Origin of the sequence: Pseudomonas sp. TUM22785 (genome assembly GCF_028198105.1) — a bacterium.
Taxonomy (GTDB): Bacteria; Pseudomonadota; Gammaproteobacteria; order Pseudomonadales; family Pseudomonadaceae; genus Metapseudomonas; species Metapseudomonas solani.
On sequence record NZ_CP116239.1, the window covers coordinates 5,608,122 to 5,625,894 of the forward strand.

The window sequence follows — 17,773 nt, forward strand, 5'->3', positions numbered from 1 at the left end:
CCCCCTGCGACAGGTTGTCCAGTTGCAGGCTTGTTTGTCTCAGCTCAAAGAACGTTTCTACCCACGCGGTATCTCTGTAGCCACGACGAATCGTCCTTTACGGAGATGCACCATGCACGATCAGGAAGAGCTGTCCCTTTCCCGCCGTACCCTGCTGGCAGGCGCGGTGGTGCTCGGTGTCACCGGCTCGGTACTTGGCAGCGCCAAAGCGATGGCCGGCGAGCCGGCACCGAAGAACATGGGCAAGGCGCCCGACCTGTCCAGGCTGGAACGGGTCAAGGTCGAGCTGGTGGCGCCGCCCTTCGTCCATGCCCATGAGGCGCGCGCCAGCGGCAAGCCGAAGGTGGTGGCGTTCACCCTGACCATCGAAGAGAAGACCCTGGTGCTCGATGACGAGGGCACCGAGGTCCACGCCATGACCTTCAACGGTTCGGTGCCCGGGCCGCTGATGGTGGTGCACCAGGACGACTACGTGGAACTCACCCTGGTCAACCCGGCCAGCAACAGCATGGCCCACAACATCGACTTCCATGCCGCCACCGGCGCCCTGGGCGGCGGTGCGCTGACCATCGTCAGCCCCGGCGAGCAGGTGAAGCTGCGCTTCAAGGCGACCCGCGCCGGCGTCTTCGTCTACCACTGCGCGCCGGGCGGAGCGATGATCCCCTGGCACGTGGTCTCGGGCATGAACGGCGCGATCATGGTGCTCCCGCGTGACGGCCTGAAGGACCGCGCCGGCAAGGCGCTGAAGTACGACAAGGTGTTCTACGTCGGCGAGCAGGACTTCTACGTCCCCCGTGACAAGGACGGCAAGTTCAAGCGCTACGCCAGCCCGATGGAAACCTTCGTCGACATGCAGGCGGTGATGAAGGGGCTGATCCCCAGCCATATCGTGTTCAACGGCAAGGTCGGCGCGCTGACCGGCAAGAACGCGCTCAAGGCCAACGTCGGCGAGACGGTGCTGATCGTCCACTCCCAGGCCAACCGCGATACCCGCCCGCACCTGATCGGCGGCCACGGCGACCACGTCTGGGCCAGCGGCAAGTTCAACAACCCGCCGGAGGAAGACCTGGAAACCTGGTTCATCCCGGGCGGCGCGGCCGGGGCGGCGCTCTACACCTTCCGCCAGCCGGGCCTGTACGCCTACCTCAACCACAACCTGATCGAGGGTGTGCTGCTGGGTGCCACCGCGCACTTCCAGGTCGAGGGTGAATGGAACGCCGACCTGATGAGCCAGATCGAGCCGCCGTCGCCGATCAAGTAAGCCGCCGGCCGGTCCGGGAGGGCCGGCCATCCCCCTTGGCCATCGGACGCCACCGCCATGCACAAGGCCACCCTGATCAGCCTGCCCGTCGCCTTCGCGCTCGGTGCAGCCGTGCTGCTCCTCACCCCCCGCCACGAGCCCGAACTGGCACCGGAAACGGTGACACTGACGGCCCGTGCCTTCACCTTCCGCCCCGCCGGCGACTACTGGCAGGAGGCGCGGGCCATCGATGCGCCTGCCCGACGCGAGCAGGTGCAGCCCAGCTTCGAGGTGATGAAGTACCAGGTCAGCCAGGGCGAATACGCCCGCTGCGTGGCCGATGGCGACTGCCTGCCGCTGAGCGAAGGCGACACGCCCCGCGACGACCTGCCCCTCACCGGCGTGAGCCTGCTGGACGCGCAGTTCTATGCCGACTGGCTGACCCGCCGCACCGGGCAGCGCTGGCGCCTGCCCAGCGATGTCGAATGGGCCTTCTTCGCCGGTTCGCGCTGGGCCGACGACGCCCTGCTCATCGACGACGATGGCAGCAACCCGGCACGGCGCTGGCTGGCGCGCTACAGCTTCGAGGCCGAGACGCGCACCGCCGAATCGGCCCGGGCACAGGTGCGCGGCAGCCACGGGCTCAACGAATTCGGCATCGCCGACCTCGCCGGCAACGTCTGGGAGTGGACCGACAGCTGCCACCACCGGGTCAAGCTGGACAGCCAGGGCGTGCAGCTCAGCCGCATCGATGCCTGCTCGATCCGCATCGCCGAAGGCCGCCACCGCGCCGCCATCAACGACTTCGTGCGGGACGCCCGCGGCGGTGGCTGTGCCGCCGGCCAGCCGCCGGACAACCTGGGCTTCCGCCTGCTCAGGGACATCCCTTGATCCCCCTCAAGTTCTGCCGCCTGCCCTAGGGGTTATGCTGCGGCGGAACCTTGGGAATCATTGCCGTGACTGCCGATCTCGCCCTCAACCGCGCCTGGCTCGCCAGCCTGCCGCCCTTCGCCAACAGCAGCCGCGAAGAGCAGGACGACATCCTCAGCCAGGCCGCCATCCTGCGCCTGCACAACGGCGACACCGTGTTCGAACAGGGAGCGCCGGCGGAGGCGTTCTACCTGCTGGTGCATGGTCGCCTCAAGGCCAGCCAGATCACCGGCGACGGCCAGCGCGTGCTGGTGCGGGTGGTCAACCCGGGCGACCTGTTCGGCTTCGTCCGCGCACTGGGCCGTGGCGACTACCCGGCCACCGCCTGCGCCACCCAGGACAGCCTCGCCCTGGCCTGGCCGACCCGCCAGTGGGAACCGCTGCTGGCCCGGCACCCCGGCTTCGCCCTGAACACCGTGCAGGCCATCGGCGTGCGCCTGCAGGAAGCCCATGTGCGCTTTTGCGAGCTGGCCACCGAGGAGGTGGAACGCCGCGTCGCCCACACCGTGCTGCGCCTGGTGCAGCAATCCGGGCGCCCGGAGGCGGACGGCATCCGCATCGACTTCCCGGTCAGCCGCCAGGACATCGCCGAGATGACCGGCACCACCCTGCACACCGTCTCGCGCATCCTCAGCGCCTGGGAGGATCGCGGCCTGGTGCGGGGCGGCCGGCAGAAGCTGCTGGTGTGCAACCCGCAGCGGCTGATGCAGATCGCCGGTGGCGACGAGCGGGAGCCCGCCCACGAGGACGCTTGACTGCAATCAAGGCGCCCGGCGCGGGCCGTCCCTAGACTGCCGCCATCACCACGACGCCTGCCCCGCCGTGCCCCACGCCATCGGAGGCCCGCCATGCACGACAACCTCACCGAACGCACCCTGAGCGAGCTGAGCTTCAGCCTGCCCGGCAGCACCGCGCTGTTCCACGACTACAAGCTCGACTTCTGCTGCGCCGGCCAGCGCAGCCTGGGCGACGCGGCCCGCGAGCGGGGCCTCGACGCCCAGCGCATCGCCGAGCAGCTGCAGGCGCTGCCGCCCGGCAGCCCCCAGGTCGACTGGCGCCTGACCAGCAACGCCGAGCTGATCGACCACATCCTCGAGCGCTACCACGCCGTCCACCGCGAACAATTCCCGGCACTGATCCCCCTGGCTGATCGCGTCGAGAAGACCCACGCCGACCACCCACAATGCCCAGCCGGGCTCACCGCGCACCTGAGGACGATGCAGGAGGAGCTGGAGTGGCACATGTGCAAGGAGGAAAGCGTGCTGTTCCCCTGGTTGCGCCAGGGCATTCCGCTGGCCCACGTGCAGGGGCCGATCGGGGTGATGCGCCATGAGCACGACGAGCATGCGCAGTCCCTGGCGGTGCTGGCCGAGCTGACCGACGACCTCACCCCGCCGGCCGACGCCTGCAACAGCTGGCGCCGCCTCTACAGCGGGCTGGAGACGCTGCGCCGCGACCTGATGCAGCACATCAACCTGGAAAACAACCTGCTGTTCCTCGGCGCCAACCACCCGGCCTGAAGAACGCACCGGAGGTGCGACCCGTGACAGCCTGCCTCATCACCCCCTCGGGAGGCGGCGTGCATACTGGCGGGATTTCCCCTGCCCAGGAACGCCCCGCCATGCACGCGCATCGCGTCCACCACCAGATTTTGTGTGGCCACCACCTGTTCAACGTGCTCAACGAGGAACAGCTGGAGCACCTGCTGGCCAGCAGCGCACTGCTCAACCTGGAGAAGGGCGACAAGCTGTTCCTCCAGGGCGAGCCGGCGCATGCGTTCTACTTCGTGATCTCCGGTGCGGTGAAGATCTTCCGCCTGACCCCGGAAGGCCAGGAGAAGGTGCTGGAGGTGGTCGGCAGCCGGCAGACCTTCGCCGAAGCCATGATGCTGATGGACACCCCCGACTACGTGGCCTCGGCCCAGGCGCTGGAGCCCACCCAGGTCTACCGCTTCGCCAACCGCACCTACATGGAGCTGCTGCACAGCAACCCGCAGCTACCCTTCTCCCTGCTCGCCACCCTGTGCGTGCGCCTGCACCGGCGGATCAACGAAATCGAAACGCTGTCGCTGAAGAACTCCACCCACCGCGTGGTGCGCTACCTGCTGACCCAGCTGAACCACCTGGGCGATGAGGCCCACCGCTTCGAGCTGCCCATGGCCAAGCAACTGGTGGCCGGACACTTGTCGATCCAGCCGGAAACCTTCTCCCGCGTGCTGCGCCGGCTGATCGACGAGCACATCATCGACCTGGACGGGCGCACCGTGCAGGTGCTCGATATCCCCCGCCTGGAACAGTTCGAGTAAGCCATGCGCCAGTGCCTGTACTGCCAGCATGAAAGCGGCGACGACCACGACGACGACTGCCCCCAGTGCGGCATGTCGCTGCCGGTCGGCCAGGCACTGGCGCGCCAACGCCGGCTGCAGCGCTTCCGCTGGTACTGCGTGATGCTCGCGGTGTTCTGCCTGGCGATGATGCTCTGGCTGCCACGCTGACCAACACCGCGAACCCCATCAAGACCGAGCCCGTAGGATGGGTAGAGCACCGCGAAACCCATCAGGACCGAGCGCCGAAGCAGCATGGGTTTCGTACCTCGCGGAACGCCGCCCGACCCATCCTACGAATGCCTCCTGACGACCCCGCCCGCGGGATGCTTCAACCCTGCCGCTGGGTGAGCTGGCGGTAGAGCTGGGGCAAGCGCACGGGGAGTTGCGCCGGGTCGTTGATCAGCAGGTGGCCTTGGCTGCCGAACAGGTAGGGCAGGTAGTCCGCCGCTTCGCGGTCGATGGTGATGCAGAACGGCAGCAGCCCGGCGCGGCGTGCTTCGAGCACGGCCTGACGGGTGTCTTCGACGCCGTAGCGGCCTTCGTAGCGGTCCAGGTCATTGGGCTTGCCGTCGGTGAGGATCAGCAGCAGGCGCTGGCGTTCCTTGCGCTCCAGCAGCAGTTGCGTGGCGCGGCGGATGGCGGCGCCCATGCGCGTGTAGTAGCCAGGGCGCAATGCACGGATGCGGCCGCGCACGCGGTCGTCGTGGCGTTCATCGAAGCTCTTCAGCTGGGTCATGCGCACCTGGTGGCGGCGCAGCGAGGAGAAGCCGTAGAACGCGAAGCGGTCGCCCACCGCCTGCAGCGCTTCGCCGAACAGCAGCAGGCTGTCGCTGATCAGGTCGATGATCCGGTGCTGGTTGTCGATGTGCGCATCGGTGGACATGGACAGGTCCGCCAACAGCAGGCAGGCGAGGTCACGTCGGGCCTGCCGGCGTTCGCGGAACAGCCCCGGCTCGCTGCACGCCCCCAGGCGCCGCTCGACGCTGAAGTCCAGCCAGGCGTCTAGGTCGAGCTCCGTGCCCTGGGGCTGGCGATGCAGCCACTGCGGCTGCTGGCGCAGGCTTTCGAACTGCCGGCGCAGGCGCCGTGCGATGGCCGCCAGGGCATCCGGCAACGGTGCCGGCTGGGCATCACGCGGCAGCATCGGCTGCAGGCAGACATGGTCGGCGAGCAGCTGCTGGCGGCGATGGTCCCACTCCGGCAGGCGGATGCCTTCGCCCAGGGGAATGTCATCGAACTCGGCGGCGGGCAGGTCGAGGTCGAGCTTCAGCCCGCCGCCCTTCTTCTGCCGCTGCCGCGACAGGCTGAGGTGGTCCAGATCGTCCGCGACCTTGGCCGCATCGAGGTCTTCGCTGTCGTCACCGGCGCGGTCCAGCTCGACGTGCTCGGACCAGCTGAACAGGTTCTCCAGACGGAACAGCAGCAAGCCACCGCGACCGGGGTCCTGCCCGGTGCGTTCGGCCCGTTTGCGTGCCTGGCCCTTGGCCTCGCTGTGGGCGGAGCGGCCCTGCTCGTCGCCCTCCACCAGCTCGGCGTGCTGTGGCGCGGCCAGGCGTTGCGGCGGGTAGAGCCATAGCGGCAGCGGCCAGGGGGCCTTCTCGCTGCGCGGCAGGCGCTCGAGGCTGCCCGGCTTGTGCAGGGCCTGTTGCAGCGCGCGCTCCAGGGCCGCTTCGGCGGGGGGCAAGGCGGCAGGATCGGGGCGCAGGCTCAGCAGCGCCTCCACCAGGCGCTGGTAGCGCGGGCGCAGCAGCGGGTAGCGCTGCAGCACGGCGAGGGTCCAGGCCTGGTTGTCCCGCGCCCAGTGGCGCATCGGCTGGCTGTGGGCGGCCAGCAGCGCCAGCCAGCGGTACAGCTCGCGGTTCAGTTCGGCATCGGGGTAGACGGCCAGCTGCGCGGGCAGGCGCAGGGAGTCGGCATCGAACCAGGCCACGGGCAACTGCTGGCAGGTGCCGGCCACCTGTTGCAGCAGGCTGCGGCGCACCAGCAGCTCGCGGGCGCTGGCCGCTTCCACACCGACACCGGCCTCGCCGCCGGTGCCCCGGAACAGCAGGAGCAGGCTGCGGCGCATGGCGTCCAGGGGCACGGCCGCCTCGTCGAATTCGGGGCTGGCACGGCGGGTGATGAAGCGGTGCCAGGCGCGGCCGAAGCCTTCTTCGACTTCGAGGTGAAGGGTCATGGGCACCTGCCTCCTGGGAGAGGGTTGGGGGTAAGGAGTGATTCGAGCCACCGGCAGATGCGGCCTGCCGGTGGCTGCGATAACGCGAAAGGCCCGTCGCAGAAGGACGGGCCCGGATCGGTAGACCCTCAGTTCATCTGCACCTCCCCCACGGCGACGCGGCCGCGCTGACGGAAGCTGAACAGGTAGCAGATGAGCCCGATGAGGAAGCCTACGCCGGCGTACAGGCGCAGCCAGAAGAACACCTTGAGCTGGTCGACCGTGGCCATGAACGGCAGCGCGGCGCCATCGGCCGGCATGCGCTGCAGCCAGATCTGCACGATGCCGGCGGCGGTGAGCAGCAGGGTGATCAGCAACATGGAGATGGTCATCAGCCAGAAGCCCCAGATCTCCAGGCTCTGGGCGCGGGCATCGGGTGCTTCGCCGATACCCCGCAGGCGCGGCATGGCGTAGCTGATCATGGTCATGACGATCATCGCGTAGGCGCCGTAGAAGGCCAGGTGGCCGTGGGCGGCGGTGAGCTGCGAACCGTGGGTGTAGTAGTTGACCGGTGCCAGGGTGTGCAGGAAGCCCCAGACGCCGGCGCCGAGGAAGGCGGTGACGGTGGTGCCCAGGGCCCAGAGCGAGGCGGCCTTGTTGGGGTGCTCACGGCGACGGCGCCTGACCATGTTGAAGGCGAACAGCACCATGGCGAAGAACGGCAGCGGTTCCAGCGCGGAGAAGATCGAGCCGAGCCACAGCCAGACGGTCGGAGCGCCGATCCAGAAGTAGTGGTGGCCGGTGCCGATGATGCCGGTGATCAGGGCCATGGCGATGATCACGTAGAGCCACTTCTCCACCACTTCGCGGTCGACGCCGGTGATCTTGATCAGCACGAAGGCCAGCATCGAGCCCATGATCAGTTCCCACACGCCTTCCACCCACAGGTGCACGACCCACCACCAGTAGTACTTGTCGCGGGCCAGGTTCTCCGGGTTGTAGAAGGAGAACAGGAAGAACACGGCAAGGCCCACCAGGCCGGTCATCATGACCACGCTGACGGCGGTCTTGCGGCCCTTGAGCAGGGTCATGCCGATGTTGAAGAGGAAGCCCAGCGCGACGACCACGATGCCCATCTTGGTAATGGTGGGCTGTTCGAGGAACTCCCGGCCCATGGTCGGCAGCAGCTCGTTGCCGGTCATCTTCGCCAGGCCCGCATAGGGCACCAGCAGGTAGCCGAGGATGGTCAGCACGCCGGCGGCGGCGAACACCCAGAACAGCACGATGGCCAGTTTCGGGCTGTACAGCTCGCGGTCGGCCTCTTCGGGGATCAGGTAGTAGGCCGCCCCCATGAAGGCGAACAGCAGCCAGACGATCAGCAGGTTGGTGTGCACCATGCGGGCGACGTTGAAGGGGATGAGCGGGAACAGGAAGTCACCGACCACGTACTGCAGGCCCATGATCAGGCCGAAGAGGATCTGCCCGACGAAGAGCATCAGGGCGAACACGAAGTACGGTTTGGCGACCGCCTGCGAGGCGAATTTCAGGTAGGGATTGCCCGGGGTCATGATCAACCCTCCTTGTTCGGCGGCCAGTTGTTGGTATCGATCTTCGAGGTCCAGCGCAGGAACGCGGCGAGGTCGGACACCTCCTGGTCGCTGAGGTTGAACTGCGGCATCTGCCGGCGGCCGGGCACGCCCAGCGGCTGCATCTTCATCCAGGCCGCGAGGAAGGTGTCGAAGGCTTCGTCACCGCCCCGGCGGATCACCACGTTGCCCAGTTCCGGCGCGAAGTAGGCGCCCTCGCCGAGGATGGAATGGCAGCCGACGCAGTTGTTCTGCTCCCACACCAGCTTGCCGCGCACCACCGACTCGGTGAGCGCGCCCTGGTGGGTGCGTTTGGGGAAGGTGGTCTCTGTGTGATAGGTCAGGGCGAGGAATACCAGGAAGAAGAAAACGCCTCCTCCCAGGTAGATGTTCCTCGCCATACCTTTAGTGAATGTCTCTGACATGGGCCCTCCTGGGTCACGGTTGCGTGGCCATTGTAGGAACCGCGCCCAGGCACCTCGCTTGATGGCAATCAAGAAAGACCGATTGTTCCAGTCAGGTATTTTTCCTGAGGAGAATCAGGGCATTGCGTGCAGGGCGAAGATCACCCCGCTGAGCAGCAGCGGCCAGCCGAGCAGCAGCGAACGCCACAGCCGAGGGCCGTGCCCCAGTTCCATGAAGCGCAGGGCGATGAGCCAGGCCTTGCCCAGGCCGAGCAGGAGGATCGCCGCCACCGGTAACAGCGCGGCGGGCTCGCGATGCCCCAGCCAGACCCCGGCGACGGACATGGGCAGCATCGCCAGCCAGGCGAATAGCAGCGCCTTCATGGCCCGGGCGCCAGTACGTAGACCAGCGGGAACAGCACCACCCAGACCAGGTCGACCATGTGCCAATACAGCGCGCCGGATTCCAGCCCGCCGAGTTCGCCGTCGCGATACGCGCCGCGCAGGCAGCGCAGGAGCATCCAGCCGAGGATCACCAACCCCAGCCACACATGCAGGAAGTGGAAGCCGGTGATCAGCCAGAACAGGGTGAAGAAGGTGCTGTATTCCAGGCCCAGTCCGAGCGTGGCGAGGTGGTGGTACTCGGAGGCTTTCAATGCCACATGGACCAGTCCCAGCAGCACCGCGACACCCAGCAGGATGGCCGCCTGGCCCTGCCGCTGGCGACGCACCCGTAGCACCGCCAGGGCCGCGCAGAAACCGGCGCTGAGCAGCGTCAGGGTCAAGGCCAGGGCGATGGACAGGTCCAGCTGCGCACGGCCGGCGCGGAAGCCTTCCACGTCCAGGCGCTGGGCCACGGCGAAGGCGACGATGAGGATGGCGAAGACGGTCAGCTCGGCGAGGATGAAGAACCACATCGCCAGGTCGCCCGGCAAGTGCCGGGCGCTGGCAGCGGCCTCAGGCGAAGTGGACATCGACCAGGTCCATCAACGCTGCCACCGTGGCTTCATCATCCGACAGCGGTTCGGCCAGAGCGGCCCGGCAGGCGTCACGGGGGGCCACGCCAGCGTTGAGCAGGCGTGCAGCGAGCACCAGCAGGCGCGTGGAGCAGACCTCTTCCAGTTCCTGGCGGCCGAGCCGGCGCAGGGCGGTACCCAGTTGCACCAGGCGCTGCGCCAGATCCGGCGCGACACCGGCTTCGCGGACGATGATGCCGGCTTCCGCGTCGGGCGTCGGGTAGTCGAAGCGCAGGGCGACGAAGCGCTGGCGGGTGCTGGGCTTCATGCCCTTGAGCAGGTTCTGGTAGCCGGGGTTGTACGACACCACCAGCATGAAGCCGGGCGGTGCCACCAGGGATTCGCCGGTGCGCTCGATGAACAGTTCGCGGCGATCGTCCGCCAGGGGGTGCAGCACCACCACGGTGTCCTGGCGCGCTTCCACCACTTCGTCGAGGTAGCAGATGCCGCCCTCGCGCACCGCGCGGGTCAGCGGGCCGTCCTGCCACCAGGTGCCGTCGCTGCCGATCAGGTGGCGGCCGACCAGGTCCGCCGCCGACAGGTCGTCGTGGCAGGCCACGGTGTACAGCGGTCGGTTCAGGCGCTGGGCCATGTGCTGGACGAAGCGGGTCTTGCCGCAACCGGTGGGGCCCTTGATCAGCACCGGCATGCCCTGGGCGGCGGCCTCGGTGAAGAGCGCCACCTCGTTGCCGGTCGGCTGGTAGAAGAGCGGCGGGGTGTTCTGGACAGGGGCGTTCATGGCGGGGCGATTCTCCGTTCGGGTTACGGCTGGGCACGCTAGCCAGCCGCGCCGAGGGGCTCAAGCGCGATGCGCGAAGTTCTTGATCGCCATCAAGCGGTGCCCCAGCGGAGCGCTCCTAGAATCGCCGCAGACGCCGGGAAAAACCGGCGCAACCGACCGGCGCACAGGCGCCCAGCCCTGAGGAGACGTTCATGAACAAAGCACTGGTTGCCCTGCTGCTCGGCGGGCTGCTGGCCCAGGCCAACGCCATGGCCAGCCCCGGTGAAAAGCTGTTCAAGGCCAAGTCGTGCGTGGCCTGCCATGCCATCGACAAGCAGGTGCTGGGCCCACCCTTCCAGAAGGTGGCGGCCAAGTACGGCGCCGACGGCGCAGCGCATATCAGCCACAGCATCCTCACCGGCAGCAAGGGCGTGTGGGGCCCCATCCCGATGCCGGCCAACGCCGTCAGCGAGGCAGAGGCCAAGGCCCTCGCCGAGTGGATCGTCACCCTCCAGTAACCCCGCTGCATGCGGTCGACGCACCTGGCGTTGGCCGCTTCCCCTCAATGGCCGGCTGAGCCTCCTGGTTCAGTGGTGGGCGCTGCTCGCCCACCATGGCCACCCTCGCCTTCTCCGGTTCCCATCGTTCGATAGCATCACCCCGGGCATTGCTGGAGTTCCGCCTGCCGCTCCCCGCCCCATGGGTTTCGCTTCGCTCTACGCCATCCTACGAAAGCCGTCACGCCCTGATCGCCCTGCCCCGGCCCCTGCGCCTGAAATCACCTCTCGTCATAGCCGCAGCGCTCGCCTCGCCTGTTAGAAACCCCTTCACAAACCCGGGCACGCCTTCGTCCTGCTTGCTCCGGCCGGTCTGGCAAGGACTGCCAGTGCAGCACCGTCGCCACCGGCATTTAGAAGGATCAAGGAATGGTTATGGCGAGCAACCTGGACGCGAGCCTGGAGCAGGGCACGCAGCGGAGACTGCTATGGAAATTTCTCATCGACCACGAACCCCTGATGCGCAAGCGCTGCCAGCAGCTGACGCGCAATCCCCACGATGCGGAGGACGCCCTCAGCGAGCTGCGCCTGCGCCTGTTCACCCTGCTGCTGCGCGAACCCGGGCGGCTGGAGGCTGTGGATAACGTGCCGGCCTGGCTGCGTCGGGTGGCCAGCAACCACTGCATCGACCGGCTGCGCAGCACACCCTCGACCTGCAACCTCGACTGGCTCGACCAGCAGTTGCACGACAACGCCGCCTGGCAGCCGCAGCAGCTCGGCCCCGAGCGCCAGGCCTGCCTGCAGGAGGCGGTGGAGGTGCTGGACAAGGCGCTGCACCGGCTGCCGCCCAAACTCGGCCAGGCCCTGGAGCAGCACTGCATCTGCGGTGTGGAGTACGTGGACCTGGCCGGCCTGCTGCACGTCAGCGAGCCCAACCTGCGCAAGCGCGTGCAGCTGGCGCGCCGGCAGTTGCGGGACTGGCTGGGCACCCTGTGCGAGGCGGGTAACGAGGGCTGAGAGGTGAAGCGGAAAGCCCGCCCCATAGGGGCGGGCCGACCGATCAGAAGTTGCCGATGGGGTAGGCGCTGTTGATGGTCCAGAGCCCCCCGATGTTGTTGAGGTAGCCGCCGATGGTGAAGGGGTAGCCGTTTTCGCCAACGCAGTAGTTCACAGCCCCCACCGAAGGTGCTGAAGGCCCGGTGAAGAAATTGGGGCCGCCAACAGGGCCCACGCCCTGGATGGGGTGGGTGTAGGCGTAGCGGATCGATTCGACGACCTGCACCTGGGTGCAACTGTCGGGGTAGAAGGTCGAGACTCCAGCCCCCGCCTTGGGCACCCAGACTCCAGCATTGGCCACCTGGATGCCACGACCGAGGTATCGATATGGCGCGGGGTGGTTGATGCCTGGCTGCACGAAGAAATCTCGCCCCGCAGTAATGCGTGCAGCGAAAGGCGCTGCGGGACCTCCCAGGACCGGATCATGGTTGCCGGGGCGGGAGTGAAAGCCCACCGCTGCGCCCGCCCCGTTGATCTCACCGCAAAAGATATGGCGCTGGTTGATCTGGGGGTTTATCCGGCTATTGGGCAGTCCACCGCCTATCTGCACCGGCAGCGGGTTGACCCCGGGCGCATTGGCTGTGCAGTTGATCTGGGCGAGGGCCGGCAGGCTGCAGCAGGCAGCCAGCAGCCCCAGGGGCAGGGTTCTCTTGAAGCATTCCATGGCGAATCTCCTTTACTTGGCTGGGCGGAAGGTGCCCAGCAGCAATGACGGGAGGCCGCCGCATCCGTGACGCCGCCCCGGCGCGCCGTGAAAGGACTTCACAGGTCGACGGGTCGGCCGTCATGGAAGCAGGCCCGGACAGGTGTCGGGGCCGTAACGGAACCAAGGAGAAGGGAACCATGACTACTTTCAACGTGAACTTCGCTGTCGACGACATGGAGGGCAAGACCGTGCTGGTCTTCCTCAAGCCGCAGAACCCGCAGCGCGACTACCGCATCCACGCCTGGCAGGTGCTCACCGGCTCGGCCGGGGCGACCGAGTCGTTCGACTACGAGGCGGTGATCGAGACCGACGTCTCCAGCAATGGCGAGAAGGCCGGCAACCTGATCGTCTCCGGGCGCAAGGCCACCCTGCCCGGCGGCCTGTTGCAGGCCGTCAGCCCCGGCGGCCTGTCGCCGCAGCTGGAGCCGGCGGCCACCTCGCTGGCCCAGGAAAAACTCACCCCGCAGCAGTGCGGCGTGATCAACAAGACCAACCCCTACATCCAGTTCGACAGCAACTGGTACGTCAACGGCCGCCCGGTGGTGACCATGCCCAAGGTGGACTCGCGCATGACCGTGAGCTTCGAGTACGAGCCCAATTTCTACTTCATGGTGGCCACGCCGCCCATGATCGGGCAGACCTACATCGTGCAGAACTTCTCGGACATGACCCAGTACGTGGCGCCCATCACCGCCACCGAAGTGGACGTGACCCTGAGCCGCCCGAACGGCCTGTGGACCTTCGACTTCCTGTCGCGCTGAAGCCCGCTCGACCCTGCATGAAAAAGCCCCCGGCGAGCGATCGCCGGGGGCTTTTCCTTCAGCGGGCTACCGGGCTGAAGCCCGGGCTACGACGCTCACAATTAATCGGCAAAGTGGCTGTTCCTGTTCCATTATCAACACCTGCCACGGCATCCGCTGGGGCGTTCAGGGAACCCAGGAGAAAGGGACCATGGCCACGTTCAACGTGAACTCCGACGACGACATCGAGGGCAAGACCATGCGGGTCTTCCTGAAGCTGCAGACCGCGCAAGCCGATTACCAACCCAGCGCCTGGCAGGTGCTCAGCGGGGCGGCCGGGGCAACCGAGCCGGTTGTCTACGAGGCGGTGATCGAGACCGACATTTCCAGCATCGCCAGGAAGGTCGTCAACCCGTCGCCCCTTGGCATATCGTCCCTTTCCAGCGATATGCTGCAGGCGGTCAGCCCCGTTGAAATGTCGCGGCTGCCGGGATCGCAAACGCTCACTCCGCAGCAATCCGGCGTGATCAACCAGAGCACTCCCTACATCCCGTTCGACAACAACTGGTACGTCAACGACCGCCCAGTGGTCGCCATGCCCTATGTGGACCCGAACATGACCGTGGGCTTCGAGTACCAGCCCAATTTCTACTTCATGGTGGCCACACCGCCCATGATCGGACAGACCTACATCGTGCAGAACTTTTCGGACATGACCCAGTACGTGGCGCCCATCACCGCCACCGAAGTGGATGTGACCCTGAGCCACCCGAACGGCCCGTGGCGTTTCGACTTCAACGCAAGCTGAAGCCCGCTCGACCCTGCATGAAAAAGCCCCCGGCGAGTGATCGCTGGGGGCTTTTTTCGTTGAGCGGGCTCCCGGGCTGAAGCCCGGGCTACGACGCTCACAATTACTCGGCAACGTGGCCGTTCCTGCTCCATTATCAACGCCTGCCCAGGCAGGTGCCGGGGCTACGAAGGAACCAAGGAGACAGGGACCATGACCATTTTCAACGTGCATTTCGATGTAGCGGATATGGAGGGCAAGACCGTGCTGGTCTTCCTTAAGCCACAGAACCCGCAGCGCGACTACCGCATCCACGCCTGGCAGGTACTCACCGGCTCGGCCGGGTCGACTGAGGCGTTCCAATACGAGGCGGTGATCGCGACCGATGTTTCCAGCCATGGTGGGAAGGCAGGCAGCCTGATCGTTTCCGAGCGCAAAGCCATCGAGCCCGGTAACCTGCTGAAGGCCGTGTGCTCGAGCAGCATGTTGCCGTATCTGGAACCAGCATCCCGCTCGTTGGCCGAAGCAAAGCTCACCCCGCAGCAGTGCGGCGTGATCAACCAGACCAATCCCTACATCCAGTTCGACAGCAACTGGTACGTCAACGACCGCCCGGTGGTGACCATGCCCAATGTGGACACGAACATGACCGTGAGCTTCGAGTACCTGCCCAACTTTTATTTCATGGTGGCCAATCCGCCCTTGGTGGGGCAGACCTATATCGTGCAGAACTTCTCGGACATGACCCAGTACGTGGCGCCCATCACCGCCACCGAAGTGAACGTGACCCTGAGCCACCCGAACGGCCTATGGAATTTCGACTTCAACGCAAGCTGAAGCTCGCCCCCCGTATGCAAGAGTCCCCGGCGAGCGATCGCCGGGGGCTTTTCCTTCAGCGGGCTACCGGGCTGAAGCCTGGGCTACGACGCTCACAATTAATCGGCAAAGTGGCTGTTCCTGATCCATCATCAACGCCTGCTCCGGCACGTGCCGGGGCTATGACGGAACCAAGGAGACAGGGACCCATGATGGTTTTCAACGTGCATTTCGATGTGGAGGACATGGAGGGGAAAACCGTTCTGGTCTTCCTCAAGCCGCAGAATCCGCAGCGCGACTACGACATCCATGCCTGGCGGGTACTGACTGGTTCGGCGGGGGCTACGGAGCGGTTCAGCTACGAGGACCGGATCGAGACCGATCTCTCCAGCACGGGCAATGCCCCGGATGAACAGATCATCTCCGCACGCGTGGCCGTCCAGCCCGGCCAGCTGCTGCAGGCGGTCAGCCCGGCGGGGCTGTCTCCGCGCCTGCAACCGGCCCCCACATCGCTGGCGCAGGAAAAGCTCACCCCGCAGCAGTGCGGCGTGATCAACCAGACCAACCCCTTCATCCAGTTCACGTGCAACTGGTATGTCGGCGGCCACCCGGTGGTGAGCATGCCCAAGGTGGACCTGAACATGACGGTGAGCTTCGAGATGATGCCGGGGCACTTCTACTTCATGGTGGCCTCCCCACCGCTGGCGGGGCAGACCTACATCGTGCAGAACTTCTCGGACATGACCCAGTACGTGGCGCCCATCACCGCCACCGAGGTGGACGTGAACCTGAGCCGCCCGGGCGGTTTGTGGAGCTTCGACTTCAGCGCCAGCTGAAGCCGTCTGGCAAGGAGCCCGGCGAGCGATCGCGGGGCTTCCCGCCTTCCGGTTGCATCTATGAACGGCCATCAACCGGCAACCGGGCCGCTCCTGGCACATGATCAGCGTTCACCCGGTTCGCGGGCCCGATGGAGAAGGGATATGAACGACAAAGTCACGATCACTATCGATGACCAGGACCTCAAGCTGGTGAAGAGTACGCAATACACACTCGTCACATTCAAAAAAATCACCGGTACCCCCCTCCTGAACCCGGTCTGGTGCTCACCGCCCTTCTCGGAGCCGCCCACATTCATCGACTTCAACGCCAACAGTCCCTACCTCGACTACGAGCCCAGCAAAGACTCCACGCCTTTCAAGCTGGACGGTTGGGCGCGAAGTTTTCCGCTCTACGAGGCAACGCCGCTGACGAAGCGGGACAGGTCGGAGGACTGACCCGGGCGGGAGAAACGAAAAAGCCCCTGGCGATCACTCGCCAGGGGCTTTTCATTGCCGCTCAGCTTAGAGCGGCTTGCCGCGGTTGCCGTGGGCGGCGACGAAGGCCTGGATGGTCTTCAGGTCGTTGGCCAGGACGGTGCAGCGTTCTTCGCGCTGGAACAGGTCGGCGAGGTGCGGCGGCAGCGCCGGGACCGCGTCGATGCCGGCCTTCTCCACCGCTTCCGGGAACTTGACCGGGTGCGCGGTGCCGAGGGTGACCATGGGGGTGGACAGGCTGCGGCGGCATTCGCGGGCGGCGCGTACGCCGATGGCGGTGTGCGGGTCCAGCAGCTCGCCGCATTCCTTGTAGACCTCGGTGATGGTCTCGCAGGTCTGCTCGTCGTTGACGGCCAGGGAGTCGAACAGCTTGCGCGCTTCGGTCCAGCGGTCGTCCTCGACGCTGAAGCCGCCGCCCTGCTTGAAGGTGTCCATCAGGCCGGCGATGGCGGCGCCGTTGCGGCCGTGCAGGTCGAACAGCAGGCGCTCGAAGTTGGACGAGACCATGATGTCCATCGACGGCGACAGGGTCGGGTGCAGGGTGTCCTTGACGTAGCGGTTGCCGCTCATGAAGCGGTGCAGGATGTCGTTGCGGTTGGTGGCGACGATCAGCTGGCTGATCGGCAGGCCCATGTTGCGCGCCAGGTAGCCGGCGAAGATGTCGCCGAAGTTGCCGGTGGGCACCGAGAAGGCCACGGAACGGGCCGGGCCACCCAGCTGCAGGGCGGCGTGGAAGTAGTAGACGATCTGGGCCATGATCCGCGCCCAGTTGATCGAGTTGACCGCGACCAGGCGGGTGCCCTTGAGGAAGCCCTGGTCGGCGAAGCTGGCCTTGACCATCTCCTGGCAGTCGTCGAAGTTGCCTTCCACGGCGATGTTGTGGATGTTCTCGCCGAGGATGGTGGTCATCTGCCGGCGTTGCACCTCGGACACACGGTTGTGCGGGTGCATGATGAAGATGTCGACGTGCTCGCAGGCCTTGCAGCCTTCGATGGCGGCCGAACCGGTGTCACCGGAGGTGGCGCCCATGATCACCACGCGCTCGCCGCGCTTGGACAGCACGTGATCGAGCAGGCGGCCCAGCAGCTGCAGGGCGAAATCCTTGAAGGCCAGGGTCGGGCCGTGGAACAGCTCCAGCACCCACTCGTTGCCGTTCAGCTGGCGCAGCGGCGCCACGGCGTTGTGGGCGAAGACACCGTAGGTCTCTTCGAGGATCTTCTTGAAATCGGCATCGGCGATGCTGCCGGCAACGAACGGGCGCATCACGCGGAAGGCCAGCTCGTGGTAAGGCAGGCCGGCCCAGGAGGCGATCTCTTCCTGGGTGAAGCGCGGCAGGTTTTCCGGTACGTAGAGGCCGCCGTCGCTGGCCAGGCCAGCCAGCAGCACGTCTTCGAAGTTCAGGGCCGGGGCCTGGCCGCGGGTACTGATATAGCGCATTTCTTCAAACCTTCGGTTCGAGCTTGAAGCTTGAAGCTTGAAG

Annotated in this window: 21 protein-coding genes; 13 read left to right on the forward strand and 8 right to left on the reverse strand. The window is 66.4% G+C overall.

Translation table 11 applies throughout. The features are described from left to right. Positions 1-112 precede the first annotated feature (112 nt). The 6 genes from nirK (at position 113) to PI990_RS25525 (ending at position 4,664) form a co-directional block, all read left to right on the forward strand. Complete coding sequence (nirK, locus tag PI990_RS25500; RefSeq protein ID WP_442969302.1) at positions 113-1,261, forward strand: copper-containing nitrite reductase; 1,149 nt, start codon at positions 113-115, stop codon at positions 1,259-1,261. A gap of 57 nt (positions 1,262-1,318) precedes the next feature. Beyond that, positions 1,319-2,131, forward strand: coding sequence for a formylglycine-generating enzyme family protein (locus tag PI990_RS25505; protein ID WP_271658861.1), 813 nt, complete (start codon positions 1,319-1,321; stop codon positions 2,129-2,131). A 65-nt stretch (positions 2,132-2,196) separates the two neighbouring features. After that, positions 2,197-2,925, forward strand: a complete 729-nt coding sequence (locus PI990_RS25510; RefSeq protein ID WP_021217071.1) for a Crp/Fnr family transcriptional regulator — start codon at positions 2,197-2,199, stop codon at positions 2,923-2,925. 93 nt (positions 2,926-3,018) lie between these two features. Next, on the forward strand, positions 3,019-3,690 hold the full coding sequence (gene ytfE / locus PI990_RS25515; protein WP_271658862.1) for an iron-sulfur cluster repair protein YtfE: 672 nt from the start codon (positions 3,019-3,021) through the stop codon (positions 3,688-3,690). 101 nt (positions 3,691-3,791) lie between these two features. Beyond that, positions 3,792-4,475 (forward strand): Crp/Fnr family transcriptional regulator, encoded by a 684-nt coding sequence (locus tag PI990_RS25520; protein WP_184487550.1) that lies wholly within the window; start codon positions 3,792-3,794, stop codon positions 4,473-4,475. 3 nt (positions 4,476-4,478) lie between these two features. After that, on the forward strand, positions 4,479-4,664 hold the full coding sequence (locus PI990_RS25525) for a protein DnrP (RefSeq protein WP_184487549.1): 186 nt from the start codon (positions 4,479-4,481) through the stop codon (positions 4,662-4,664). A 160-nt stretch (positions 4,665-4,824) separates the two neighbouring features. On the opposite strand, the gene PI990_RS25530 is transcribed toward PI990_RS25525, so the two are convergent. The 6 genes from PI990_RS25530 to PI990_RS25555 form a co-directional block, all read right to left on the reverse strand. Next, positions 4,825-6,672, reverse strand: coding sequence for a nitric oxide reductase activation protein NorD (locus PI990_RS25530; RefSeq protein ID WP_271658863.1), 1,848 nt, complete (start codon positions 6,670-6,672; stop codon positions 4,825-4,827). A 128-nt stretch (positions 6,673-6,800) separates the two neighbouring features. Next, entirely contained in the window at positions 6,801-8,219 is a 1,419-nt protein-coding gene (locus tag PI990_RS25535; protein WP_021217076.1) for a cbb3-type cytochrome c oxidase subunit I, read from the reverse strand. A 2-nt stretch (positions 8,220-8,221) separates the two neighbouring features. Next, positions 8,222-8,662 (reverse strand): c-type cytochrome, encoded by a 441-nt coding sequence (locus tag PI990_RS25540; RefSeq protein ID WP_031286928.1) that lies wholly within the window; start codon positions 8,660-8,662, stop codon positions 8,222-8,224. A 114-nt stretch (positions 8,663-8,776) separates the two neighbouring features. Further along, positions 8,777-9,025, reverse strand: a complete 249-nt coding sequence (locus PI990_RS25545) for a cytochrome C oxidase subunit IV family protein (RefSeq protein ID WP_271658864.1) — start codon at positions 9,023-9,025, stop codon at positions 8,777-8,779. Beyond that, entirely contained in the window at positions 9,022-9,615 is a 594-nt protein-coding gene (locus PI990_RS25550; RefSeq protein ID WP_271658865.1) for a cytochrome c oxidase subunit 3, read from the reverse strand. Before PI990_RS25550 ends, PI990_RS25545 begins: the two co-directional genes overlap by 4 nt. After that, a complete protein-coding gene (locus PI990_RS25555; protein ID WP_271658866.1) occupies positions 9,599-10,396 on the reverse strand; it encodes a CbbQ/NirQ/NorQ/GpvN family protein in 798 nt (265 codons plus the stop codon). Before PI990_RS25555 ends, PI990_RS25550 begins: the two co-directional genes overlap by 17 nt. Before the next feature lie 194 nt (positions 10,397-10,590). Between PI990_RS25555 and PI990_RS25560 the strand changes: the two genes are divergently transcribed. Next, a complete protein-coding gene (locus tag PI990_RS25560) occupies positions 10,591-10,896 on the forward strand; it encodes a c-type cytochrome (protein ID WP_271658867.1) in 306 nt (101 codons plus the stop codon). A gap of 414 nt (positions 10,897-11,310) precedes the next feature. After that, positions 11,311-11,892 (forward strand): RNA polymerase sigma factor, encoded by a 582-nt coding sequence (locus PI990_RS25565; RefSeq protein ID WP_021217082.1) that lies wholly within the window; start codon positions 11,311-11,313, stop codon positions 11,890-11,892. A gap of 43 nt (positions 11,893-11,935) precedes the next feature. On the opposite strand, the gene PI990_RS25570 is transcribed toward PI990_RS25565, so the two are convergent. After that, positions 11,936-12,595 carry an EndoU domain-containing protein gene (locus tag PI990_RS25570; RefSeq protein WP_184487543.1) on the reverse strand — a complete coding sequence of 220 codons (660 nt, stop codon included), beginning with the start codon at positions 12,593-12,595 and terminating at the stop codon, positions 11,936-11,938. Positions 12,596-12,774: 179 nt separating this feature from the next. On the opposite strand from PI990_RS25570, the gene PI990_RS25575 reads away from it, so the two are divergent. The 5 genes from PI990_RS25575 to PI990_RS25595 all read left to right on the forward strand — a co-directional run bounded on the left by PI990_RS25575 (position 12,775) and on the right by PI990_RS25595 (position 16,254). Continuing rightward, positions 12,775-13,398, forward strand: a complete 624-nt coding sequence (locus tag PI990_RS25575) for a hypothetical protein (RefSeq protein WP_184487542.1) — start codon at positions 12,775-12,777, stop codon at positions 13,396-13,398. Between the two features lie 190 nt (positions 13,399-13,588). Continuing rightward, positions 13,589-14,185 carry a hypothetical protein gene (locus PI990_RS25580; protein WP_271658868.1) on the forward strand — a complete coding sequence of 199 codons (597 nt, stop codon included), beginning with the start codon at positions 13,589-13,591 and terminating at the stop codon, positions 14,183-14,185. A gap of 192 nt (positions 14,186-14,377) precedes the next feature. Then, positions 14,378-15,001, forward strand: a complete 624-nt coding sequence (locus PI990_RS25585; protein WP_271658869.1) for a hypothetical protein — start codon at positions 14,378-14,380, stop codon at positions 14,999-15,001. Between the two features lie 188 nt (positions 15,002-15,189). Beyond that, complete coding sequence (locus PI990_RS25590; RefSeq protein WP_271658870.1) at positions 15,190-15,816, forward strand: hypothetical protein; 627 nt, start codon at positions 15,190-15,192, stop codon at positions 15,814-15,816. 144 nt (positions 15,817-15,960) lie between these two features. Then, the gene (locus PI990_RS25595; protein ID WP_271658871.1) at positions 15,961-16,254 is read left to right on the forward strand and encodes a hypothetical protein; all 294 of its coding nucleotides are present in this window, start codon (positions 15,961-15,963) and stop codon (positions 16,252-16,254) included. A gap of 66 nt (positions 16,255-16,320) precedes the next feature. Here the strand turns inward: PI990_RS25595 and thrC are convergent, their stop codons facing one another. After that, positions 16,321-17,730 (reverse strand): threonine synthase, encoded by a 1,410-nt coding sequence (gene thrC / locus PI990_RS25600; RefSeq protein ID WP_184487539.1) that lies wholly within the window; start codon positions 17,728-17,730, stop codon positions 16,321-16,323. Positions 17,731-17,773 lie beyond the last annotated feature (43 nt).